This window comes from Rhizobium sp. BK456, from assembly GCF_014194045.1.
Taxonomy (GTDB): Bacteria; Pseudomonadota; Alphaproteobacteria; order Rhizobiales; family Rhizobiaceae; genus Rhizobium; species Rhizobium redzepovicii.
The window spans coordinates 306,121-324,808 of the sequence record NZ_JACIAO010000006.1; the positions used below are offsets into that span (position 1 = coordinate 306,121).

At 61.7% G+C, this 18,688-nt stretch carries 19 protein-coding genes and 1 other RNA gene; 8 read left to right on the forward strand and 12 right to left on the reverse strand.

Annotation, left to right across the window (positions count from 1 at the left end):
* The first annotated feature begins 164 nt into the window (after positions 1–164).
* The 3 genes from FHX03_RS19240 to ssrS all read left to right on the forward strand — a co-directional run bounded on the left by FHX03_RS19240 (position 165) and on the right by ssrS (position 1,175).
* Positions 165–440, forward strand: a complete 276-nt coding sequence (locus FHX03_RS19240) for a DUF4164 domain-containing protein (protein ID WP_183854990.1) — start codon at positions 165–167, stop codon at positions 438–440.
* Positions 441–568: 128 nt separating this feature from the next.
* Positions 569–946, forward strand: coding sequence for a cell division protein ZapA (locus tag FHX03_RS19245; RefSeq protein ID WP_003590299.1), 378 nt, complete (start codon positions 569–571; stop codon positions 944–946).
* Positions 947–1,016: 70 nt separating this feature from the next.
* Positions 1,017–1,175, forward strand: a non-coding RNA gene (ssrS, locus tag FHX03_RS19250) — 6S RNA.
* 129 nt (positions 1,176–1,304) lie between these two features.
* Here the strand turns inward: ssrS and FHX03_RS19255 are convergent.
* The 3 genes from FHX03_RS19255 to FHX03_RS19265 form a co-directional block, all read right to left on the reverse strand.
* Complete coding sequence (locus FHX03_RS19255) at positions 1,305–2,792, reverse strand: esterase-like activity of phytase family protein (protein WP_183854992.1); 1,488 nt, start codon at positions 2,790–2,792, stop codon at positions 1,305–1,307.
* A gap of 294 nt (positions 2,793–3,086) precedes the next feature.
* Positions 3,087–4,082: an NAD-dependent epimerase/dehydratase family protein gene (locus FHX03_RS19260; RefSeq protein WP_183854993.1), complete on the reverse strand. Its 996-nt coding sequence runs from the start codon at positions 4,080–4,082 to the stop codon at positions 3,087–3,089.
* A gap of 102 nt (positions 4,083–4,184) precedes the next feature.
* The gene (locus FHX03_RS19265) at positions 4,185–4,520 is read right to left on the reverse strand and encodes an ArsR/SmtB family transcription factor (protein WP_183854995.1); all 336 of its coding nucleotides are present in this window, start codon (positions 4,518–4,520) and stop codon (positions 4,185–4,187) included.
* A gap of 70 nt (positions 4,521–4,590) precedes the next feature.
* On the opposite strand from FHX03_RS19265, the gene FHX03_RS19270 reads away from it, so the two are divergent.
* The 3 genes from FHX03_RS19270 to FHX03_RS19280 all read left to right on the forward strand — a co-directional run bounded on the left by FHX03_RS19270 (position 4,591) and on the right by FHX03_RS19280 (position 8,518).
* The gene (locus tag FHX03_RS19270) at positions 4,591–5,073 is read left to right on the forward strand and encodes an SRPBCC domain-containing protein (RefSeq protein WP_097629223.1); all 483 of its coding nucleotides are present in this window, start codon (positions 4,591–4,593) and stop codon (positions 5,071–5,073) included.
* A 137-nt stretch (positions 5,074–5,210) separates the two neighbouring features.
* Positions 5,211–6,242 (forward strand): phosphogluconate dehydrogenase (NAD(+)-dependent, decarboxylating), encoded by a 1,032-nt coding sequence (gnd, locus tag FHX03_RS19275; protein ID WP_097629224.1) that lies wholly within the window; start codon positions 5,211–5,213, stop codon positions 6,240–6,242.
* Between the two features lie 161 nt (positions 6,243–6,403).
* Complete coding sequence (locus FHX03_RS19280; protein ID WP_183854997.1) at positions 6,404–8,518, forward strand: mechanosensitive ion channel family protein; 2,115 nt, start codon at positions 6,404–6,406, stop codon at positions 8,516–8,518.
* Between the two features lie 6 nt (positions 8,519–8,524).
* Here FHX03_RS19280 and FHX03_RS19285 read toward each other — a convergent pair whose 3' ends face one another.
* On the reverse strand, positions 8,525–8,902 hold the full coding sequence (locus FHX03_RS19285; protein WP_183778681.1) for a DoxX family protein: 378 nt from the start codon (positions 8,900–8,902) through the stop codon (positions 8,525–8,527).
* Positions 8,903–9,137: 235 nt separating this feature from the next.
* Here FHX03_RS19285 and mprF point away from each other — a divergent pair, with 235 nt between their 5' ends.
* Positions 9,138–11,741, forward strand: coding sequence for a bifunctional lysylphosphatidylglycerol flippase/synthetase MprF (gene mprF / locus FHX03_RS19290; RefSeq protein WP_183854999.1), 2,604 nt, complete (start codon positions 9,138–9,140; stop codon positions 11,739–11,741).
* On the forward strand, positions 11,738–13,120 hold the full coding sequence (locus FHX03_RS19295; RefSeq protein ID WP_183855000.1) for a virulence factor family protein: 1,383 nt from the start codon (positions 11,738–11,740) through the stop codon (positions 13,118–13,120). Before mprF ends, FHX03_RS19295 begins: the two co-directional genes overlap by 4 nt.
* 349 nt (positions 13,121–13,469) lie before the next feature.
* Here FHX03_RS19295 and FHX03_RS19300 read toward each other — a convergent pair whose 3' ends face one another.
* From FHX03_RS19300 to ruvC, 8 genes are all read right to left on the reverse strand, one after another.
* Positions 13,470–14,033: a DinB family protein gene (locus FHX03_RS19300; RefSeq protein ID WP_183855002.1), complete on the reverse strand. Its 564-nt coding sequence runs from the start codon at positions 14,031–14,033 to the stop codon at positions 13,470–13,472.
* Between the two features lie 40 nt (positions 14,034–14,073).
* On the reverse strand, positions 14,074–14,586 hold the full coding sequence (locus tag FHX03_RS19305) for an NUDIX hydrolase (protein ID WP_183855004.1): 513 nt from the start codon (positions 14,584–14,586) through the stop codon (positions 14,074–14,076).
* A gap of 6 nt (positions 14,587–14,592) precedes the next feature.
* Entirely contained in the window at positions 14,593–15,495 is a 903-nt protein-coding gene (locus FHX03_RS19310) for a metallophosphoesterase (protein WP_183855006.1), read from the reverse strand.
* The gene (gene ruvB / locus FHX03_RS19315) at positions 15,496–16,536 is read right to left on the reverse strand and encodes a Holliday junction branch migration DNA helicase RuvB (RefSeq protein WP_064840622.1); all 1,041 of its coding nucleotides are present in this window, start codon (positions 16,534–16,536) and stop codon (positions 15,496–15,498) included. It lies immediately after the preceding gene.
* Positions 16,537–16,618: 82 nt separating this feature from the next.
* Positions 16,619–17,233: a Holliday junction branch migration protein RuvA gene (gene ruvA / locus FHX03_RS19320; protein WP_097629232.1), complete on the reverse strand. Its 615-nt coding sequence runs from the start codon at positions 17,231–17,233 to the stop codon at positions 16,619–16,621.
* Between the two features lie 13 nt (positions 17,234–17,246).
* Positions 17,247–17,660 carry a type II toxin-antitoxin system VapC family toxin gene (locus FHX03_RS19325; protein WP_097629233.1) on the reverse strand — a complete coding sequence of 138 codons (414 nt, stop codon included), beginning with the start codon at positions 17,658–17,660 and terminating at the stop codon, positions 17,247–17,249.
* Complete coding sequence (locus FHX03_RS19330) at positions 17,660–17,911, reverse strand: AbrB/MazE/SpoVT family DNA-binding domain-containing protein (protein WP_003566365.1); 252 nt, start codon at positions 17,909–17,911, stop codon at positions 17,660–17,662. The genes FHX03_RS19325 and FHX03_RS19330 overlap by 1 nt, the downstream gene beginning before the upstream one ends.
* A 57-nt stretch (positions 17,912–17,968) precedes the next feature.
* Entirely contained in the window at positions 17,969–18,478 is a 510-nt protein-coding gene (ruvC, locus tag FHX03_RS19335; protein ID WP_003590322.1) for a crossover junction endodeoxyribonuclease RuvC, read from the reverse strand.
* Positions 18,479–18,688: the final 210 nt, after the last annotated feature.

Genomic DNA, 18,688 nt, shown 5'->3' on the forward strand with positions numbered 1-18,688 from the left:
AATCTTGCTGGGCGAGGATCTCTAAACCGCTCATCCACAAGATAGGCCGGTGGGCAAGTGACAGGATTTATTGACGGGCCGTCGGCGAGCTGCATATCCTTTTTGAAATCGCAGGACCGGCGCGGCGTGCCGATTCGCGTATCCTGCGCGGGAATCGGGAAGGCATGATGCCCACAGGCAAAACCATGGAAGCAGCGCTCAACGAATTGAGACAGGCGATTTCGAGTCTCGAAAACGCCGTCGACATGCGCGTCGAGCGGGAGCGCGAGCAGGGCGAGATCGAGGGCGAGGTGCGGCGCGTGCACGCCGATCGCTCCCGGTTGGCGCAGGAGCTTGATGAGGCCGAATTCCGCGCCAACCGGCTTGAGGAAGTCAACCGCGAGGTATCGCGGCGGCTGGTGACGGCCATGGAAACGATCCGGGCGGTTCTGGATCGCTAGAACAGGATGGTTTCAGGCCAGGTTGGCCCAAAATCTAGATCCTGTTCTCATTGAAAGAGTTAGAGCATGACGTCGTCCGAAAGCCGCTCACACTTTTCGGCATCATGCTCTTATAGAAAGAGTTTGGCATGGCGCAGGTGACGGTAACGATCGACGGCAAAGCCTATCGCATGGCCTGCGAGGAAGGGCAGGAGGATCACCTGACCGATCTCGCCACCCGTTTCGACCGCTATGTCGGCCATCTCAAGGGGCAGTTCGGGGAAATCGGCGATCTCAGGATTACGGTCATGGCCGGTATCATGATCATGGACGAGATTGCCGAGCTGACGCGCCGCGTCACCGGGCTGGAATCCGAACTCGAATCCTTGCGCGGCAACCGCGACACGGTGCTTGCCGCTACTGCCCGCACCGAGGAGAACCTCGCGGCGGCGCTCAGCGAGGTTTCATCCCGCATTCGCGGCATCACCGACAAGCTGAACGGCCGGCCAGCCCCCGAACTCAATTGATCTTCAATTAAATAAGGACGACTTGCAGCCGCCACTGGCGCGTCGGCGCAAACGACCTTATATATCGCGATGCGGTCTGCGCCTCTCGACAGGAACCACAATCCCTGGGGCCATACTCGATCCAAAGGGAGCTGTCCCTGGCCAGGCCCGTGGGCCTGGACACACGGCGCCCACCTACGTTTGTAGGCACCCAGGATCGTAAACATCCATCGGTTGCCGTGGATCGCACTTTCCCTTCCATCTTCAGCGAAGACGCCGGACCAAGCGGGCGAAGGCGGCTACAGCGCCGCGCGTCTTTCTAGACGCGCAAAGGACGCTGTAGCACTTTGAATGGCTGTCCGCCCTTCGTCGAGTACGGCTACTTCCTCAAGCCGGGAAGGGTGACCTGGAAGACCTGGAACATGGTGTCGACGTCGGCGCCGCCCTCCGCCTTGTAGGCTGCGCCCACCTGGAAACCATCCTGCGTCAGGAAGTCGTTGTCGTTGGCGACAAGCAGGAAATAGTCGTCCGGCAGGTTCGGATCGAGAACGCTCGCAAGACCCATGGCTTCCCATTTTTCCGACAGGTTGTTCTTGTCGTTCGGTGCGCCATTGTGCAGGCCGAAGCGGGTAAGCTCGGCCTTGTCGTTGATGTCGATGAAAGGCGTCAGCGTCGCCGGCGTCAGCGAAGGATCGACGACGCCCTTCGGCGCGATCGGCTTGCCGGCATCGAAATTGCTGCCGGCGATATCGGTCGCAGTGGAGAGATCGACGATGTTGATCTTGCGGTAGAGCGAGGTGTCGCCCTTCAGGCCCTGACCGTTGCCGCTGTCGCGGGCAAGCATCAGGAAGGTCTTGTCGGAAAGGGCGACGATTTCGCTTTCTGCCGCGATCACCGTCTTGTCCTTGGCATCTTTGAAGACCGGCAGCGGCACGACATATTCGTGCACCAGCTTCAGGTGATCGGGATCGGCGGCGTCATAGATCATGGCGCGGGTATTCTGGCGGGTCGAGCCGGAATCGCCGCCATCCTGGCGGGCTGCCGACTGCAGCACTGCTATGATGAACTTGCCGTCCGGCGCCATCGCCATGCCTTCAAGGCCCTGGTTGTTCTGGCGGCCGGTCTCCGGGTCCTTCGGATCCGGAGCGGATACGCCGGGGCCGGGATTGTTGGAGGCGAAGCTCAGCGCGCCCTTGCGCATCGGCAACAGCGCCTTCGGCGGCTGGGTAGCCGAGAGCAGGTGACCGTCGGCTGCGAAGCGATAGATATAGGGGCCGTATTCGTCGCTGACGAACATGCTTCCGTCGGTCATGTGGATGATGGCTTCATTGTCGAGCGCGATCTTGCCGTTTACAGCCTGCGGCAGCGGCGGAAAGTCGCCGGCGGCGGCGCGGACGCCGGATTCCGGGTCGAGGCCGGTCATGTCGCCGCCCTTGTCATCGACAAACAGGGTGGAATCGACAAGTTTCGCATCGACCCCGGATTGCTCCTTGCCGTTCTCTGGCGCCGCACCCGGAGCGGTCGGTGTCAGGCCGATCGCAATGGTGTTCAGGCGCGGCCGATAGTCGACGGTGCCGACGGCGTTGTAACCGCGGTCGGGCAACAGGTAGAGCGTGCCCTTGTAACCGGCGCCATCGCGGCTCCAGGCGGCGGAATCGATCGCCATGCCGGAGCCGGAGCCGAAGGTTTCGCCGAATTTGTCGCGCTGATTGGCCGGGATGCGGCCGATGCCGACCAGGCCCTTGTTGACGAAGGTAAGGCTGCCGACGGTGGCGGAATTCTCCGCGCTTGCTGCGGCCGGAATGGCGGCGGATGCCGCGAGAACCGCAGCAAACAGCCGCGATGCGTATGATTTGACGTTGTTCATGAAATACCCTCTCGGTCAAAGCGTTCCTGCAGCGGCTTCCGCCCGCAGGCTGGACACCGCTTCAAATGACACCCTCGGCCTTGGGATCGATCCGCAGAGAGAACACGTCCTGGATCTCGTCCCCCATATCCCCGGCTAACGGTCTAGGATGGGATCGTGATATCTGGATGACGCTCCTACAGCGCCGCGCGTCTGAAAGGACGCGCTAAGGACGTTGTAGCACTTTTGAAGTGCTGCATGATTTTATCTTTAAATCGGTTCCGATTGAAGGAATTATGCGGGAGAGCCTGCAATTCAGGCCGTTGCCTGATCGACCGGGTAAGGTCCTTCGGTGAAGACCTCGTCGTGGTAGCCCCTCGAGCCGACATCGAGCGCCAGCGGGCTGCGCCATTCCCTTTTGTCGCTGAGGCAATCGAGCACGAAACGAAAATCATAGCGCGGCTGCCAGCCGAGTTCCCGCCTCGCGCGGGCGTTGACATAGACGCGACCGAGGCTCGGGAACATCTTCCAGCCGCGCTCGGCATAGAGCGTACCCGCACCTGGAAACAACCGCTCGACGGCGGCAGGCGCGTCGCGCCTGATCTCGGCGAGATCGTCCGACGAAAATGGCGTCGTGGCCGAGATGATGTAGCGGCCGAAGCCGACTGCCGGTGCCTTATCGAGCGCCAGCAGATGGGCGCCGGCCACATCGGCGATGTCGACGCGGCGGTGAAGAAGCTCGTTGGCTTGTGCATTCTCTGCCGAATAGCCGCCGCGAATATCAGGATCATCGTCGCGTTCGGGGAAGAAACGCGAGGTCCTGAGAATGACGACCGGCAGGCGGGATTTGCGGGCGAAGAGTTCGCACAGGCCTTCGGCAGCGAGTTTCGTCACGCCGTAGATGTTTTTGGCAACCGGCAGTACCTCCTCGGTGATCCATGCGGCCGGCTGGCCCGCGGCCGGCGTCAATGCCGCACCGAAGGTGCTGGTGGTGCTGGTGAAGACGAAGCTTGCAACGTCCGCGGCGATCGCCTCTTCGAGCAGGTTCAGCGTGCCGCCGACATTGGTGTCTAGGAAATCGCAATTTCCATGGGTCGCCACATGCGGCTTGTGCAGGGTCGCGGCATGGACGACGTGGCGAATGTCCGACATCGCCTGTCTGACAAAAGCACGATCGCCGATCGAGCCGACCATGTCGGTGAAAGCCGACGGCTTGACATCGATGCCGCGCGCCGGCCGGCCTTCACCTCTCAGGCTACGCATCAGCGCCTCGCCGAGATGGCCAGCGCTTCCCGTCACCAATATCGTCATCGCACCGTCTCTTCAGTGTTTCGGCGCCGGAGGCTATAAGGGCCGGGATTGCCAGGCAACGCATAAATTATGCATGGGGGTGCAGGAAAGTTGCAGGCCGGATCATTGTTCCGGCTGGCCTTCGAGATCGTTTTTCAACCGGTCGAGGATCGATAGAGCGTGTCCGGCATAGGCGCTGATCCAGCGGTCATGGATGTGCTTGATCGGCAGGCTGTTCAGGTGGTTCCAGCGTTCGCGGCCCTCCTTCCTGGCGATGACCAGATCGGCCTCTTCCAGCACTTTCAGATGCTGCATCACGGTGCAGCGGTCCATCTGCGGAAACATTTCGCAAAGCGCCCCCGTCGTGCGGGGGCCATCCTTGAGCAGGTCGAGAATTTCGCGCCGGCGATGATGCGCCAGCGCCTTGAAAACGGGGTCATCGGTCGATTCGCTTGACATGTTATATTTTTATAACATAATGGCGCCGAGTACAATGGAAACTCACACAATGGAGAAGAGGAGAAGGACCATGTCTCTCGGAATCCGCGTTTCAGGCCGTATCGGCCGACCCGTCGCAGAGGTATTCGACGCTGTCGTCAACCCGAAGAAGCTCAGCAGCTATTTCACCACGATCGGCGGGGCGAGCGCGCCGCTGGTCAAGGGCACCACTGTGACCTGGTGGAAGGACGCCCAGGTGGAGGTGGTCGAACTCGTGCCGGAAAGTCGCATCGTGCTCAGCTGGGATGGCGGCACGGGCGACGACAAGAAGACCTATAAGACGTCGGTGGAGATGAACTTCAAGCCGCTCGAAGATGGCGGCACGCTGGTGACCATCGCCGAGAGCGGCTGGCGTGAGGACGATGCCGGCCGGCGCGGCACCTATCTCAACTGTGAAGGCTGGACGCAGATGCTCTGCTGCATGAAGGCTTTCGTCGAATACGGCATCAATCTGCGCGAGGGCATGTTCCTCAGCGAAATGAAGGGAGAGCCGGCCAGCGCGCCGGACGCCTGACCGGCAAGTCGGCTTCAAGGAGATCGGCGGCGTAATCGTCGCATTCGCCAAGAGGAGCGAGAGTTCGCTTGCCTGTCACACTGCGGGTGCTAGTTTCCGGATTCGACACTTCATCTCGATTTCCAGGAGATTTCATTATGCAGCTTGGCATGGTTGGTTTGGGCCGCATGGGCAATTACATGGTCCAGCGCCTGATGCGGGGCGGTCACGAATGCGTCGTCTACGACGCCAGGCCGGAAAGCGTTGCCGAACTCGCAGGCCTCGGTGCGACCGGCAGTGCTTCGCTCGAAGAGTTCGTCTCGAAGCTCTCGCATCCGCGGGCGATCTGGCTGATGCTGCCGGCGGCGATCGTCGACAAGGTGCTCGCGAACCTGGTGCCGCTGCTTGAGAATGGCGACATCGTCATCGACGGCGGCAATTCCTATTACCACGACGATATCCGCCGCGGCGCCGACCTTATCACCAAGGGCATCCACTATGTCGATGTCGGCACCAGTGGCGGCGTGTTCGGCCTGGAGCGCGGCTACTGCCTGATGATCGGCGGCGAGAAGGGCACCGTTCAGCACCTTTCGCCGATTTTCGCAACACTGGCGCCCGGCGCCGGCACAACGGAAGCCTCGCCGAACCGCACCGCCGAAGCGGCTGCGGCGAGCACCGCCGAACAGGGCTACCTGCATTGCGGCCCGCATGGCGCCGGCCATTTCGTCAAGATGGTGCACAACGGCATCGAATACGGTCTCATGGCCGCCTATGCCGAGGGCATCAACATCCTGAAACATGCCAATATCGGAGCAGCCTCGCATGAGGCTGATGCGGAAACCGCGCCGCTCGCCCATCCTGAACATTTTCAATACGACTTCAATCTGCAGGACGTCGCCGAAGTCTGGCGCCGCGGCAGCGTCATCACCTCCTGGCTGCTCGATCTGACGGCCGATGCACTGCATGCCGATCCGGCGCTGGCGAAATATGCCGGGCGTGTCTCCGATAGCGGCGAAGGCCGCTGGACGATCATGGCGGCAATCGACGAAAGCGTGCCGACGCCGGTGCTGAGTGCCGCACTCTACGGCCGCTTCTCCTCGCGCGATAACGACGAATTCGCCAATAAGGTTCTGTCGGCGATGCGGGCGGGCTTTGGCGGCCACGTGGAAAAGCCGGCTCCGAAATCCTGAAGGCCAGAGGCTTTCGGCGCCTTCCAGACCAGGAAAGGCTCTAGCCATCGGTATGGGGTTCCTACCGCTTGCTGGCGGCAGCGGTCGCGAGTATCCATTGCCGAACGGGAAATGTCGGGGCTGCTTCGTCCAAGCGGCCGACACTCCATTGGAGGGCGGTGATGGAGCGTGACGGGGCAGGGGTCTTGAAGGCCGCCATATCGGGAATATTGGCACTCATCGTACTTCTTGGGGTGATCTCGCCAAGCTTTGCCCAGACATCGCCGGCGCAAGTCCCGGCCGCGGCCGCTCCTCCGGCGCAGGTGCGTGAGATGATGCAGCTCATGCAGACGCCCGAAGTTAAGCAGTGGATGTCGACCCAGATGGCGACGGCACCTGCGGGCGGTTCGGCGGCTGCGGATCAGATGTCGGTGCTGTCGGGCCTGCTGCAGCATGCCCGCCGGCACGTCGCGATGGTCTCAGATGCGGCGATGACGCTGCCCTTTCAGATCGGCAATGCGTCCTCGCTGTTGCTAGGTGAAATCGCCGCGAACGGCTGGCCGCGCATGGTGGCGCAGTTCCTGGCCATCTTCCTGCTCGGCGCGATTGTCGAAAGCCTTGCCCGTTATGCCTTCCGCCGCCGCCGTCGTCGACTGGCCGAGATGGCCGGCATGCATCTGGCGCCGCGGGTCATACCGGCGCTGATCTTCGCGGCGGCAACGGTGCTTGCGCTTCTGAGCCTCGGCTGGCCGCCGCTCAGCCAGAGTATCGCGATCGTCTGCGTCGTCGCGCTCATCGTCCAACGCTTCACCATTTGCCTCGGCGGTGTGCTGGTCGATCTCATCGGGCTGGCGCGGACCGAGGAGGAGAGGCAGGGCATCACCGCTCCCACCATGCCAGGGCATGTCGTTGCACTCTTCTGGTACCGCCGCTGCGCGACCTTCGTCATCTATTTCATGCTTGGCTGGGCGGCGATCCAGTCGATGGAACCGCTTGGCTATTCCCCGAGTGCGCGGCTCCTCGTCGGCTACATCCTCGGTATCGGCCTGCTGCTGATTGCGATCGAAGCGGTCTGGTCGCGGCCGCACAAGGACGAGAAGCGCGGTCACGGGACCTCCTGGGCGCTCACCGTTTATTTCCTATTGCTTTGGAGCCTTTGGGTCGCAGGCTTCAACTGGCTGCTCTGGCTCGGCATCTACGTACTGCTGCTGCCGCGCGTGCTTGCCGTTTCGACGATTGCGGTGAAATCGCTGCAGCAGACTGAAGCGAGCTTCCTGGCGACGCGCCGCATTGCGACCGTGCTTCTCGACCGGGGTGTGCGGGCGCTGATCATTGCCGTTGCTGCCATCTGGCTCGGGCATATGCTCGGCGTCGGCGCCGATACGATGGCTGCCGGCGAGACCATGGTGGACAAGATCGCCCGCGGCGTCATCGGCGGCATCGTCATCCTGCTGGCCGCCGATCTGCTCTGGCATGTCGTCAAAGCCTATATCGACGGCAAGCTACTCGATTCTTCCGTGGATGGCGGAGCAACGGATGAGGAGAGGGCCAGACGCGCACGGATACAGACGCTGTTGCCGATCTTCCGCAATATCCTGGCCGTCGTCATCGCCGTCATCGCCGTTTTGATGGTGCTCTCCGGCCTCGGCATCGAGATCGGGCCACTGATCGCCGGTGCCGGTGTCGTCGGCGTGGCGGTCGGTTTCGGCGCGCAGACGATCGTCAAGGACGTCATCAGCGGCATGTTCTATCTCTGGGATGATGCTTTCCGTATCGGCGAATATATCGAAAGCGGCAGCCACAAGGGCGTGGTCGAGGCTTTCAGCCTGCGCTCGGTGAAGCTCAGGCATCATCGCGGGCCGCTGACGACGGTGCCGTTCGGCGAACTCGGCGCGGTGAAGAACCTCAACCGCGACTGGACGATCGACAAGATCAGCCTCAACGTCAAATACGACACCGATCTCGTCAAGGCGAAGAAGGTGATCAAGCAAATCGGCCAGACGCTGCTCGAAAATCCAGAATTCGGCCCTCATATCATCGAGACGCTCAAGATGAAGGGTGTCGAGCAGTTCGGCGAATTCGCGATCGAAATCCGGCTGTCGATGATGACGAAGCCCGGCGAGCAATTCGTCATCCGCCGCAATGCGCTGGCGATGATCCGCAACGCCTTCAAGGAAAACGGCATCGAATTCGCCGTGCCGACAGTGCAGGTGGCGGGTGATCGCGATGCGGAGGTGGATGCCGCCGTGGCGCGCTACGCCGCCCATGCGCGGGCGAATGGCGAACCGGCGGCATAAGCCGCTTCACATCGGGCCGGCGGCGGCGATCAGCAGACCGCCGATGATCGCCATGTTGGTTTTCCAGGTATTGATCGCGCTTTCGCGGGCCGTTCCCTGCATGTCCCAGAAATTCAGCAGCATGATAGTGGCGGCAAGGGTGAAGAGGATAAGACCGAATGCCGCTGCGGTCACGAAGAGCCCTAACATCAGCTGCGTGCCGGCCAGGATCTGGAACATGCTGCCGGAAAGCAGTACCCATTTCGCAAAAGGGATGCCGCGGGCTTCGATCGCATCGGTCAGCGGCACGATGACGAAAAAATGATGAATGCCGCCAGCGACATAGAGGCCGCCCAGCAACAGGCGGCCGAGGACGATCATCATCAGGGCCGGACCATCCTGCATATCGAACCGTTCTCCTGTGTTTCAATTCGCCGTCGCGGGTAAAGCTCGTCCGAAGCTTACGAAAATGCAATGCGCCGTTACGCTCACCTGCGCAAATTCGCCCCAATTGAGAGTGATGGAGGCCCAAGCGGCGGGCTGGGTTTGCGGCGGCATGTCTTCATAGAGCTTGTATGCCTCTCATGTTACGTCTTTCAAAATGATTCCCGCCGAGCTGGCAATTGCAGCAGGATAAGAGATGTCGGGTCACGACAATTTGAAAGAGATCGAAGACGCGGAAGGATTTTCTTTTCGTGGTTTGTTCAGACGTTACAGGACACCGCTGACGGCAGCGGCGACACTCGTGGTCTTCTGCCTCGTCGGCTACGCGATCATGCAGCTCACCAACGAAGTGCGCTATGACGATGTCGTCGATGCGCTGGCGGCGACCAGGCCGAGCGCCATCCTGCTTGCCCTGTTCTTCACCGCACTCAGCTTCCTCTCGCTGGTTTTCTACGATCTCAACGCCATCGAATATATCGGCAAGAAGCTGCCCTTTCCGCATGTGGCGCTGACGGCGTTCAGTGCCTATGCGGTTGGCAATACCGCCGGCTTCGGTGCGCTTTCGGGTGGCGCGATCCGCTACCGCGCCTATACGCGTCTCGGGCTTTCGCCCGAAGATATCGGCCGCATCATCGCCTTCGTCACGCTTTCCTTCGGTCTCGGGCTTGCCGGAGTCGGCGCGATCGCCCTCATCATCATCGCCGACGAGATCGGCCCGCTAATCGGGGTCAGCCCCTTCCTGCTGCGGTTGATCGCCGGCTCGATCGTTGCCATTCTGAGTGCAGTGATGATCATCGGCCGTGATGGCCGCGTACTCGATCTCGGCCCTGTGGCAATCCGCCTGCCGGATTCGCGCACCTGGTCACGGCAGTTCCTCGTCACCGCCTTCGATATCGCCGCCTCGGCGTCCGTGCTTTACGTGCTGCTGCCGCAGACGGCCATCGGCTGGCCGGTCTTCCTGGCCGTCTATGCGATCGCCGTCGGTCTCGGCGTACTCAGCCACGTTCCGGCCGGGCTCGGCGTGTTCGAAACCGTGATCATCGCCTCGCTCGGCAGCGCGGTGAACATTGATGCGGTGCTCGGATCGCTAGTGCTCTATCGGCTGATCTATCATGTGCTGCCGCTGCTGATCGCCGTGCTTGCGGTTTCGGCGACGGAGCTGCGCCGTTTCGTCGACCATCCGGCCGCCTCCAGCGTCCGGCGCATTGGCGGACGACTGATGCCGCAGCTGCTATCGGCGCTTGCGCTGCTGCTCGGCGTCATGCTGATCTTTTCGAGCGTCACGCCGACACCGGACCAGAACCTCGAATTCCTCTCCAACTATCTGCCACTGCCGATGGTGGAAGGGGCGCATTTCCTTTCCAGCCTGCTCGGGCTCGCGCTCGTCGTTGCTGCGCGCGGCCTCGGCCAGCGACTCGACGGCGCCTGGTGGGTGGCGGTATTTTCGGCCCTTGCGGCACTGACTTTGTCGCTCTTGAAAGCGATCGCGCTCGTCGAAGCCGCCTTTCTTGCCTTCCTCATCTTCGGGCTCTTCGTCAGCCGGCGGCTCTTTACCCGCCATGCCTCGCTGCTCAACCAGGCGCTGACGGCGTCCTGGCTGATGGCGATCGCGGTCATCGTCGTCGGCGCCGTCGTCATCCTGCTCTTCGTCTATCGCGATGTCGAATACAGCAACCAGCTCTGGTGGCAGTTCGAGTTCACCGCCGAAGCGCCGCGGGGCCTACGCGCCGTCCTCGGCATCACCATCATCTCGTCGGCGATCGCCATCTTCAGCCTGCTCCGGCCGGCGACATTCCGGCCGGAACCGGCGACGGAGGAGGCGCTGGCGCGTGCCGTCGAGATCGTCGGCAAGCAGGGCAATGCCGACGCCAATCTAGTGCGCATGGGCGACAAGAGCATCATGTTCTCGGAAAAGGGCGACGCCTTCATCATGTACGGCCGGCAGGGCCGTTCCTGGATCGCGCTATTCGACCCGGTCGGCGAACATCGCGCCGGGCAGGAGCTTGTCTGGCGTTTCGTCGAAGCAGCGCGCGCCGCCGGCTGCCGGGCCGTGTTCTATCAGATCTCGCCGTCGCTGCTTTCCCATTGCGCCGATGCCGGCCTGCGCGCCTTCAAGCTCGGCGAACTGGCCGTGACCGATCTTCGAACCTTCGAGATGAAGGGGGGCAAATGGGCAAACCTTCGCCAGACGGCGAGCCGCGCCCAGCGCGACGGGCTGGAATTTGCCGTTGTCGAACCTGAGGACGTGCCCTCGGTCATCGATGATCTCTCCGCCGTTTCGACGGCCTGGCTCGAGCATCACAACGCAAAGGAAAAGGGTTTTTCGCTCGGCGCCTTCGATCCCAATTACGTCTCTTCCCAGCCGGTCGGCATTCTGAAAAAGGACGGCAGGATCGTCGCCTTCGCCAATATCCTCGTCACCGAATCCAGGCAGGAGGGCACGATCGATCTCATGCGCTTTTCGCCGGACGCGCCGAAGGGCTCGATGGACTTTCTCTTCGTGCAGATCATGGAATATCTGCGCGGCCAGGGTTTCACCCACTTCAATCTCGGCATGGCGCCTCTCTCCGGCATGTCGAAACGCGAGGCGGCGCCCGTCTGGGACCGCATCGGCAGCACCGTTTTCGAACACGGCGAGCGCTTCTACAACTTCAAAGGCCTTCGGGCATTCAAATCAAAATTTCATCCGCACTGGCAACCGCGCTATCTTGCGGTCTCCGGAGGGGGCAATCCGATGATCGCGTTGATGGACGCGACATTTCTGATCGGGGGCGGATTGAAAGGGGTAGTGAGAAAATGATCAGGACAATCCTACTTGCCACGGCATGCGCCTGCATGCTCGCGGCCGCATCGGCTGATGCCGCCGAGGAGACCACGCAGAGCTTCGAAACCGGGCTCATCCCGTCGCCGCACATCTTCCTGCCGGAAGGAGAGGTGAAGGGCACGGTGATGCTGATCTCGGATGCCGCCGGCTGGGGCGACTATGAGAAGGGGGAGGCCGACAGGCTGGTCGCTGAAGGCGCCGTCGTCATCGGCGTCGATTTTCCCTCCTATATCCAGGCGCTTGACCGCTACGATGTCGGCCTCAATGACGGCTGTCTCTACATGGTTTCGGATATCGAATCGCTGAGCCAGCAGGTGCAGCGTGCGACCGGCAACAACGCCTATCACTTGCCGATCGTTGCCGGCATCGGCGAGGGCGGAGCCCTGGCGCTGGCGATCGCCGCGCAGACGCCGGATGCGACGATCGGCCAAACGCTTGCCGTCGATCCGGCCGCCGGCATTCCGCTTGCCAAGGAGCTTTGCACGCCGGCTTCCAAGCAGGTGGCCGGCCAACGCACGGTGTATGGCCTCAGCGAGGGGCCTCTGCCGGATCCTGTTGTGTCAGTCTTCACGCCCAAGGCCGACAAGGACGGCCGGGCGCATGTCGAGGCACTGAAGAAGACCCATTCCGCAATCGAAATTCGCGATTCCACCGACGACGCGCAGACGGTGCTTGCCGATACGCTTGACGATCTCGTTACCGCCTCCGGCGCCTTCGGCAATCCGCTCGGACTGCCGCTGGCGATCCTGGAGGCGACGCCTGCCCTCGATACGATGGCGGTGATCTATTCCGGCGACGGCGGCTGGCGCGACATCGACAAGGAGGTCGGCGGCACGCTGCAGAAGGAAGGCATTCCGGTCGTCGGCGTCGATTCGCTTCATTATTTCTGGTCGGAGCGCAAGCCGGAGGAGACGGCCACCGATCTTTCGAAGATCATCGATTTCTACCGGAAGCAGTGGAAGGTGAAGCATGTGCTGCTCGTCGGTTATTCCTTCGGCGCGGACGTTGTGCCTGCCACCTATCAGCTCCTCAAGCCGGCCGAAAAGTCGGCGGTGGCGCAATTGTCGCTGCTGTCGCTCTCGCACCAGGTCGACTACGTCATCTCCGTTCTCGGCTGGCTTGGCCAGAAGACGGAAGGGGCTGGAGGCGATCCCGTCGCCGATCTGAAGAATATCGATCCGAAACTCGTGCAATGCATCTATGGCAAGGACGACGATGACGATGTCGCCTGTCCGGCGGTGAAAGATAGCGGCGCGGAGGTGGTCGAACTGCCCGGCGACCATCACTTCGACGAGAATTACGATCTTCTCACCAAGACGATCATCGACGGGCTGAAAAAGCGGCTGCGGAATTAGAACCTTTCCTGGTCAGATTGAAGCATTCTGCCGGAGCCGGTTTTCGTCAGGGCAGAGGCGATTGGCGAAGGGCATACCCGTTGGTACGCTCAAGCCGATCGCCTCTGATCCTGGCGGAGAGATGCCCGGCCCACCGGCCGCACCGCTTCGCCGTGGCGAAGCGATAAGTGCGTCCGGCGATTCCCAAGTCTTGCAGATTTGCCTGGCAAATCTGCGGGAGGGTTGGCTGAAACGGGCCGGCTGATCGACCGGCCGGCTTGGCCGTGGAGCTTTGCTACGACGCGCCGGCCGGTCGACCATCCGACTCCGTTTGAGCCAACAGAATGCTTCAATCTGACCAGGAAAGGCTCTAACGCATCAGCATTTCTTCGCTCCATCCGAGCTCGGCGAGTTCCTCACCGCGGAACCGCGCGTCGCCGGCGACAATGAATTCGTCGAGCTGCGGCGGAGCCACGCTGGTGCCGGAGAGCATTGCATGCACCTGGCCGCGATGATGCGTCTGGTGCTGGAAGAGATGGGCGAGGACGTCGTCCATCCGCTCTTCCTGGATGCGGTCGCCGCGATGGAGGCGGACGGCCGACACTAGCCTTTCCGGCGTTAGAGCCTCGCAAAGTGCGACCAGGCGCTGATCGACCCTGGCCTGAGCTTGCGCCAGCGATGAAATATCATCGAACGGTTCGTCGATCTCGAAGGCTTGGTAGCCGAGCGTGCCGCCTTCCAGGCCGTCGACATAGAACCAGTCGACCGTGATGATGTGGTTCAAGGTTTCCTTGATCGAGGGGAAGAAGCTGGTGCGCGGCGCTTCGAATTCGCCGGGCTTCAATGCCGTGCAGGCCTGAAGCAGACGGTGGTTGGCAAGGGCGTTGTTATAGGCGAGCTTGCGAAATGACCTGATGGGATCGAAGGTCGGCATCGGCGCATCTCCTCTTCGCGCGCTTTCGGACTGGCTTGCGTCAGTTCTTCTCATCGAGATTGCCGTCCCGCCAGACGAGACGACGGGGGGCGACAGGCAGATTCTCGATCTCATCGGCGATGAAATAGGGCGGGATGTCGAGGTCGGTCAGGGCCTGGCGCGTCGCAAGCACCCATTTGAATTCGAGGTGGTTGTCACCGTCTTCGACGCGGTGGATGATTTCACCCGGCTGAAAGGGGAATTCCGGGGGGATGTCCATCAGGTAATAGAGGCCGAGTTCGTGCCAGTCGCGTTGTTCATAGCGGAAAAAGTTCTCGACGACCCAGAGCAGGCGGGAGACGGTGACTTCGAGGCCGAGTTCTTCCACCATCTCCCGTTTCAGCGTTTCCTCCGACGTCTCGCCGATTTCCGCCCTGCCGCCCGGAAAGGTCCAGAAAGGCTCATGCACGGCGCGATGAACGAGCACGTGGCCGTCGCGAAAGCCGAGGCCGGCGATACGGTAATTGAAACGCTCAGCGCCTGCCGTCAGGCGGATGAGAGTGCGCTTGCTCATGTCATTCTATCCGAGATCGATCACGACGATTTCCGGCGGCACGCCGAAGCGCACCGGTGCGATGGAGCAGCCGAGGCCGCCGGAGACGATGATATTGCGGCCCTCCTCGACAATATGGCCATAAGCGTAGCGATTGCCGTAACGCGAGGGGACGATCGGCGAACGGCCGAGGAAGCGGATCTGTCCGCCATGGGTGTGGCCAGACAGCGTCAGCGACACCCGCTCGGGCACGCGCGGAAAGATGTCGGGCTCATGGGCGAGCAGGATGACGGGGGCATCGTCGGTCACTTGAGTCAGCGTTCCCTCGAGGTCATCGAGGCCGAGCATATGCGTGCGGCCCCATCTCCTTCCGGGCAATAGCGCCAGCTGATCTTCGAGGCCTGCGAGCCAGAAGCCGCGGCCATCCTTTTCGAGCCGGACGGCGCGGTTGCCGTAGACAGGGATACCGACATCGCCAAGCGCCCGGTGCCCAAATGTCTCCATTCCGCCGTTCTTCTGGGCGGTCCTGTCCTCCCACCAGTCGTGGTTGCCCATGATCGCATGGACGCCGAGGGGGGCCTGCAGGGTGGCGAGCGCCTTCGACCATTGGCTGGAATGCACATATTGCGTCACCATATTCATGCCGGCGGCGTAATCGCCGAGAAGGAGGGTGACGTCGCCTTCGAGCTCGTTGGCCCTGTGGCAGATCGCGGCAATGCGGCTTGCCGACATCCAGGGTTCGCAGGCATGGATATCGGCGAGCGCGACGACGCGGAGCTTCAGCCCCGGTGTCCACCCCGGCGGCGTCAACCGGTAACGGGCAATGCCGAGCCGCGCCAGCGGTTCATAAGCGAAGGCGTACCCACCAAGCGACATGACGCCTGCAATGCCGCCGCCAAGAACCTTGAAAAATCCGCGGCGGGTGATCACTCAGTTGTCCTCCTGGAACAGCCGGAACTGCGCAGCCTCCATTTCCTTGGGCGGTTGCATTCCGAGATGTTTCCACGCGATTGCGGTCAGAACACGGCCGCGCGGCGTACGCTGAATGAAACCCTGCTGGATCATGTAAGGCTCGATGATATCCTCGATCGCGTCGCGCGGCTCGGAAAGGCCGGCGGCGATGGTCTCGATGCCGACCGGGCCGCCGCCGAAATTGACGGCGATCATGTTGAGGTAACGTTTGTCGAGCTGGTCGAAGCCGACATTGTCGACGAGCAAGCGGGTCAGTGCCTCGTCGGCGATCTCACGCGTCACCGCCTCGGCCCTTGCCACCTCGGCGAAGTCGCGCACGCGCCGCAGCAGCCGACCCGCGATGCGCGGCGTGCCGCGGGCGCGTCTTGCTATTTCGCGAGCGCCCTCTTCGGTCATCGGCAGGTTCATCAGCCGCGCGCCGCGGCGCACGATCAGTTCCAACTCCTCGACGGTGTAGAAGCTCAGGCGCACCGGGATGCCGAAGCGGTCACGCAGCGGCGTCGTCAACAGACCGAGACGGGTGGTAGCCGCCACCAGGGTGAATTTCGAGAGATCGATTTTTACCGAGCGGGCGGCAGGGCCTTCGCCGATTATCAGGTCGAGCTGGAAATCTTCCATGGCCGGATAGAGGATTTCCTCGACGGCCGGGTTGAGGCGATGGATCTCGTCGATGAAGAGCACGTCTCGCTCCTCGAGATTGGTGAGGAGGGCGGCGAGATCGCCGGCCTTGGCAATCACAGGGCCTGACGTCGAGCGGAAATTGACGCCGAGTTCCTTCGCCATGATCTGCGCCAACGTCGTCTTGCCGAGGCCGGGCGGACCGACGAAGAGCACATGGTCCAGTGCCTCGCCGCGGTTCTTCGCCGCCTCGATGAAGACCTTGAGATTGGCGCGGGCTTCGGCCTGGCCGGTGAACTCGTCCAGCGATTGCGGGCGCAGGGTGATGTCGAGATCTTCGCCCCGCTTTTCCGGCGATATCAGGCGGGCGGGTTCGCTCATGCTCTCATTCCGTTTTGAAACCTGTCACAGCAATACACCAAAAATCGGCCGCCTCGACATCCAATCATCGGTTTTCCTGGCTTCACCGCGCCAGTTCTTTCAAGCCCAACCTGATCAGCTTGGCGCTATCGGCGTTTTCGCCGGCCGTCTTCATCGCCGCGGCAACCGCATTTGCCGCCTGGTCTCTGCTGTAGCCGAGGTTGGTCAGGGCGGAAACCGCGTCGGCAACGGGTGCGGCCGCGACACCTTCGCCGAGCTCCTGCTTGAGGGCGATGTTGATCGCTTCTCCGGCAAAGGCCGGCGCCCGGTTCTTGAGTTCGGTGACGAGACGCATGGCCACTTTCGGGCCGACGCCCGGCGCGCGGGAGACGGCGGCGCGGTCCTGCAGGGCGATCGCATTGGCGAGTTCGCCCGGCGTCAGCGTCGAGAGCACCGCGAGCGCCACCTTGGCGCCGACGCCCTGGACGCTCTGGAGCAGATTGAACCATTCCCGCTCCAAGGCGGTCATGAAGCCGAACAGTTTCAACTGGTCCTCGCGCACATAGGTTTCGATGAACAGTACGCAGGCCTCACCGGCCGAGCCAAGCTTGGACAGGGTGCGGGCCGAGCAATGGGCGACGTAGCAAACGCCGTGCACATCGACGAGCACATAGTCTTCGCCGATCTCGTCTATTGTGCCTTTCAGCTTGCCGATCATAGGGCGCGGTCTCTCAAGGGTGGGTTTCGGGCGTGATAAGTTCAACGGAGGGAAAATAAGATCGGTATCCGCTGGGGTCGCGGGTCAAAATCTTGTAGCCCCTTATCGCCGCATGGGCGCCGATGAAGAAGTTAGGCAATATCTGTTCGCGTCCGCCGCCGGCGTGACGGTAAAGCCGGAAGACTTGCGCCGCGGCGAAGGCAGCCGGCCAAGGCAGGTTCTCGCGGCGAAATTCATCCTGCGGAAGCAGTTGGTCGACTTCATCCATATCGTCGTAGCGAACGCAAAACTCGGAATAGATGATCGGATTTATGAGGACCGGTCCATCTTTAAAGACGTCGAGCATTTTCCGACGCGACCAACCGTGCCAGTCCGAACCGGCCACAGCCAGGTCGACGAGTATGTTTGTATCGACAAGCGTCGCCATCAGCGATCACGGGTCATCGACATGAGGTCTTCGGCATCAATCGCCTGATCGCCAGTTCCCTCGAGCCGACGGATCGTCTGCAGGAAACGGTCCAGCCGGCCCCGATCCTCGATCTCCTGCTTGCCGTTCTTCGGCGAGAGAACGAGCTTGCCGTTCTCGATCGAGAAGATGACCTCGCTGTTGGCCTCGATGCCCGCAAGCTCTCTAAGATCGCGAGGAATGGTGACTTGGCCTTTGGACGTCACGCGCATCTTGCTGCTCCTTCGAAGTAAGAATTATCCTTACTGTTGGAACAAGTCAAGAACAGATTAGCCGGCCAGCGCTTCCCGCATCCGGTTGCTGCCGCGATTGTGGGCATGGCAAATGGCGATCGCCAGGGCGTCGGCAGCGTCATCGCCTTTGAATTCGACTTTCGGCATCAGGATCTTCAACATCATGTGGATCTGGTGCTTTTCGCCGTGGCCGACGCCGATGACGGCCTTCTTCACGGCGTTCGGAGCATATTCGGAGACCCGCAGACCGGCGCGGGCCGGCACCAGCATGGCGATGCCGCGGGCCTGGCCAAGCTTCAGGGTCGCCACCGCATCCTTGTTGACGAAGGTCTGTTCGACGGCGGCTTCATCCGGCTTGTAAGTGTGGACGACCTCCGCCAAGCCGTCATGCAGCTGGCAGAGGCGAGAGGCAAGGTCCATGTCACCGTCGGATGTCACGGTTCCGGAGGCGACAAAGCGCAGGGAATTGCCAAGTGTGTCGATGATTCCCCAGCCGGTGCGGCGAAGGCCGGGATCGATGCCGACGATGCGAATCGTATTTTGCATGCTTCAACCTATAGCGACTACGAAATAACTGCCACCGATATGTGAACAAAACAAAAACATTCTCGGTTTTAAGCCGGTCCATTTACCGCGAATTAAAACAGATGCTTGAATTCTAGTGTCAAATACGAAGGGGGTCTCGTGTCGCAAGGAGCCCCGATGTTCTGTTTAAAAGATCGGTCGATCAGGCATGCGCTGCGTGCCAACGCCGGC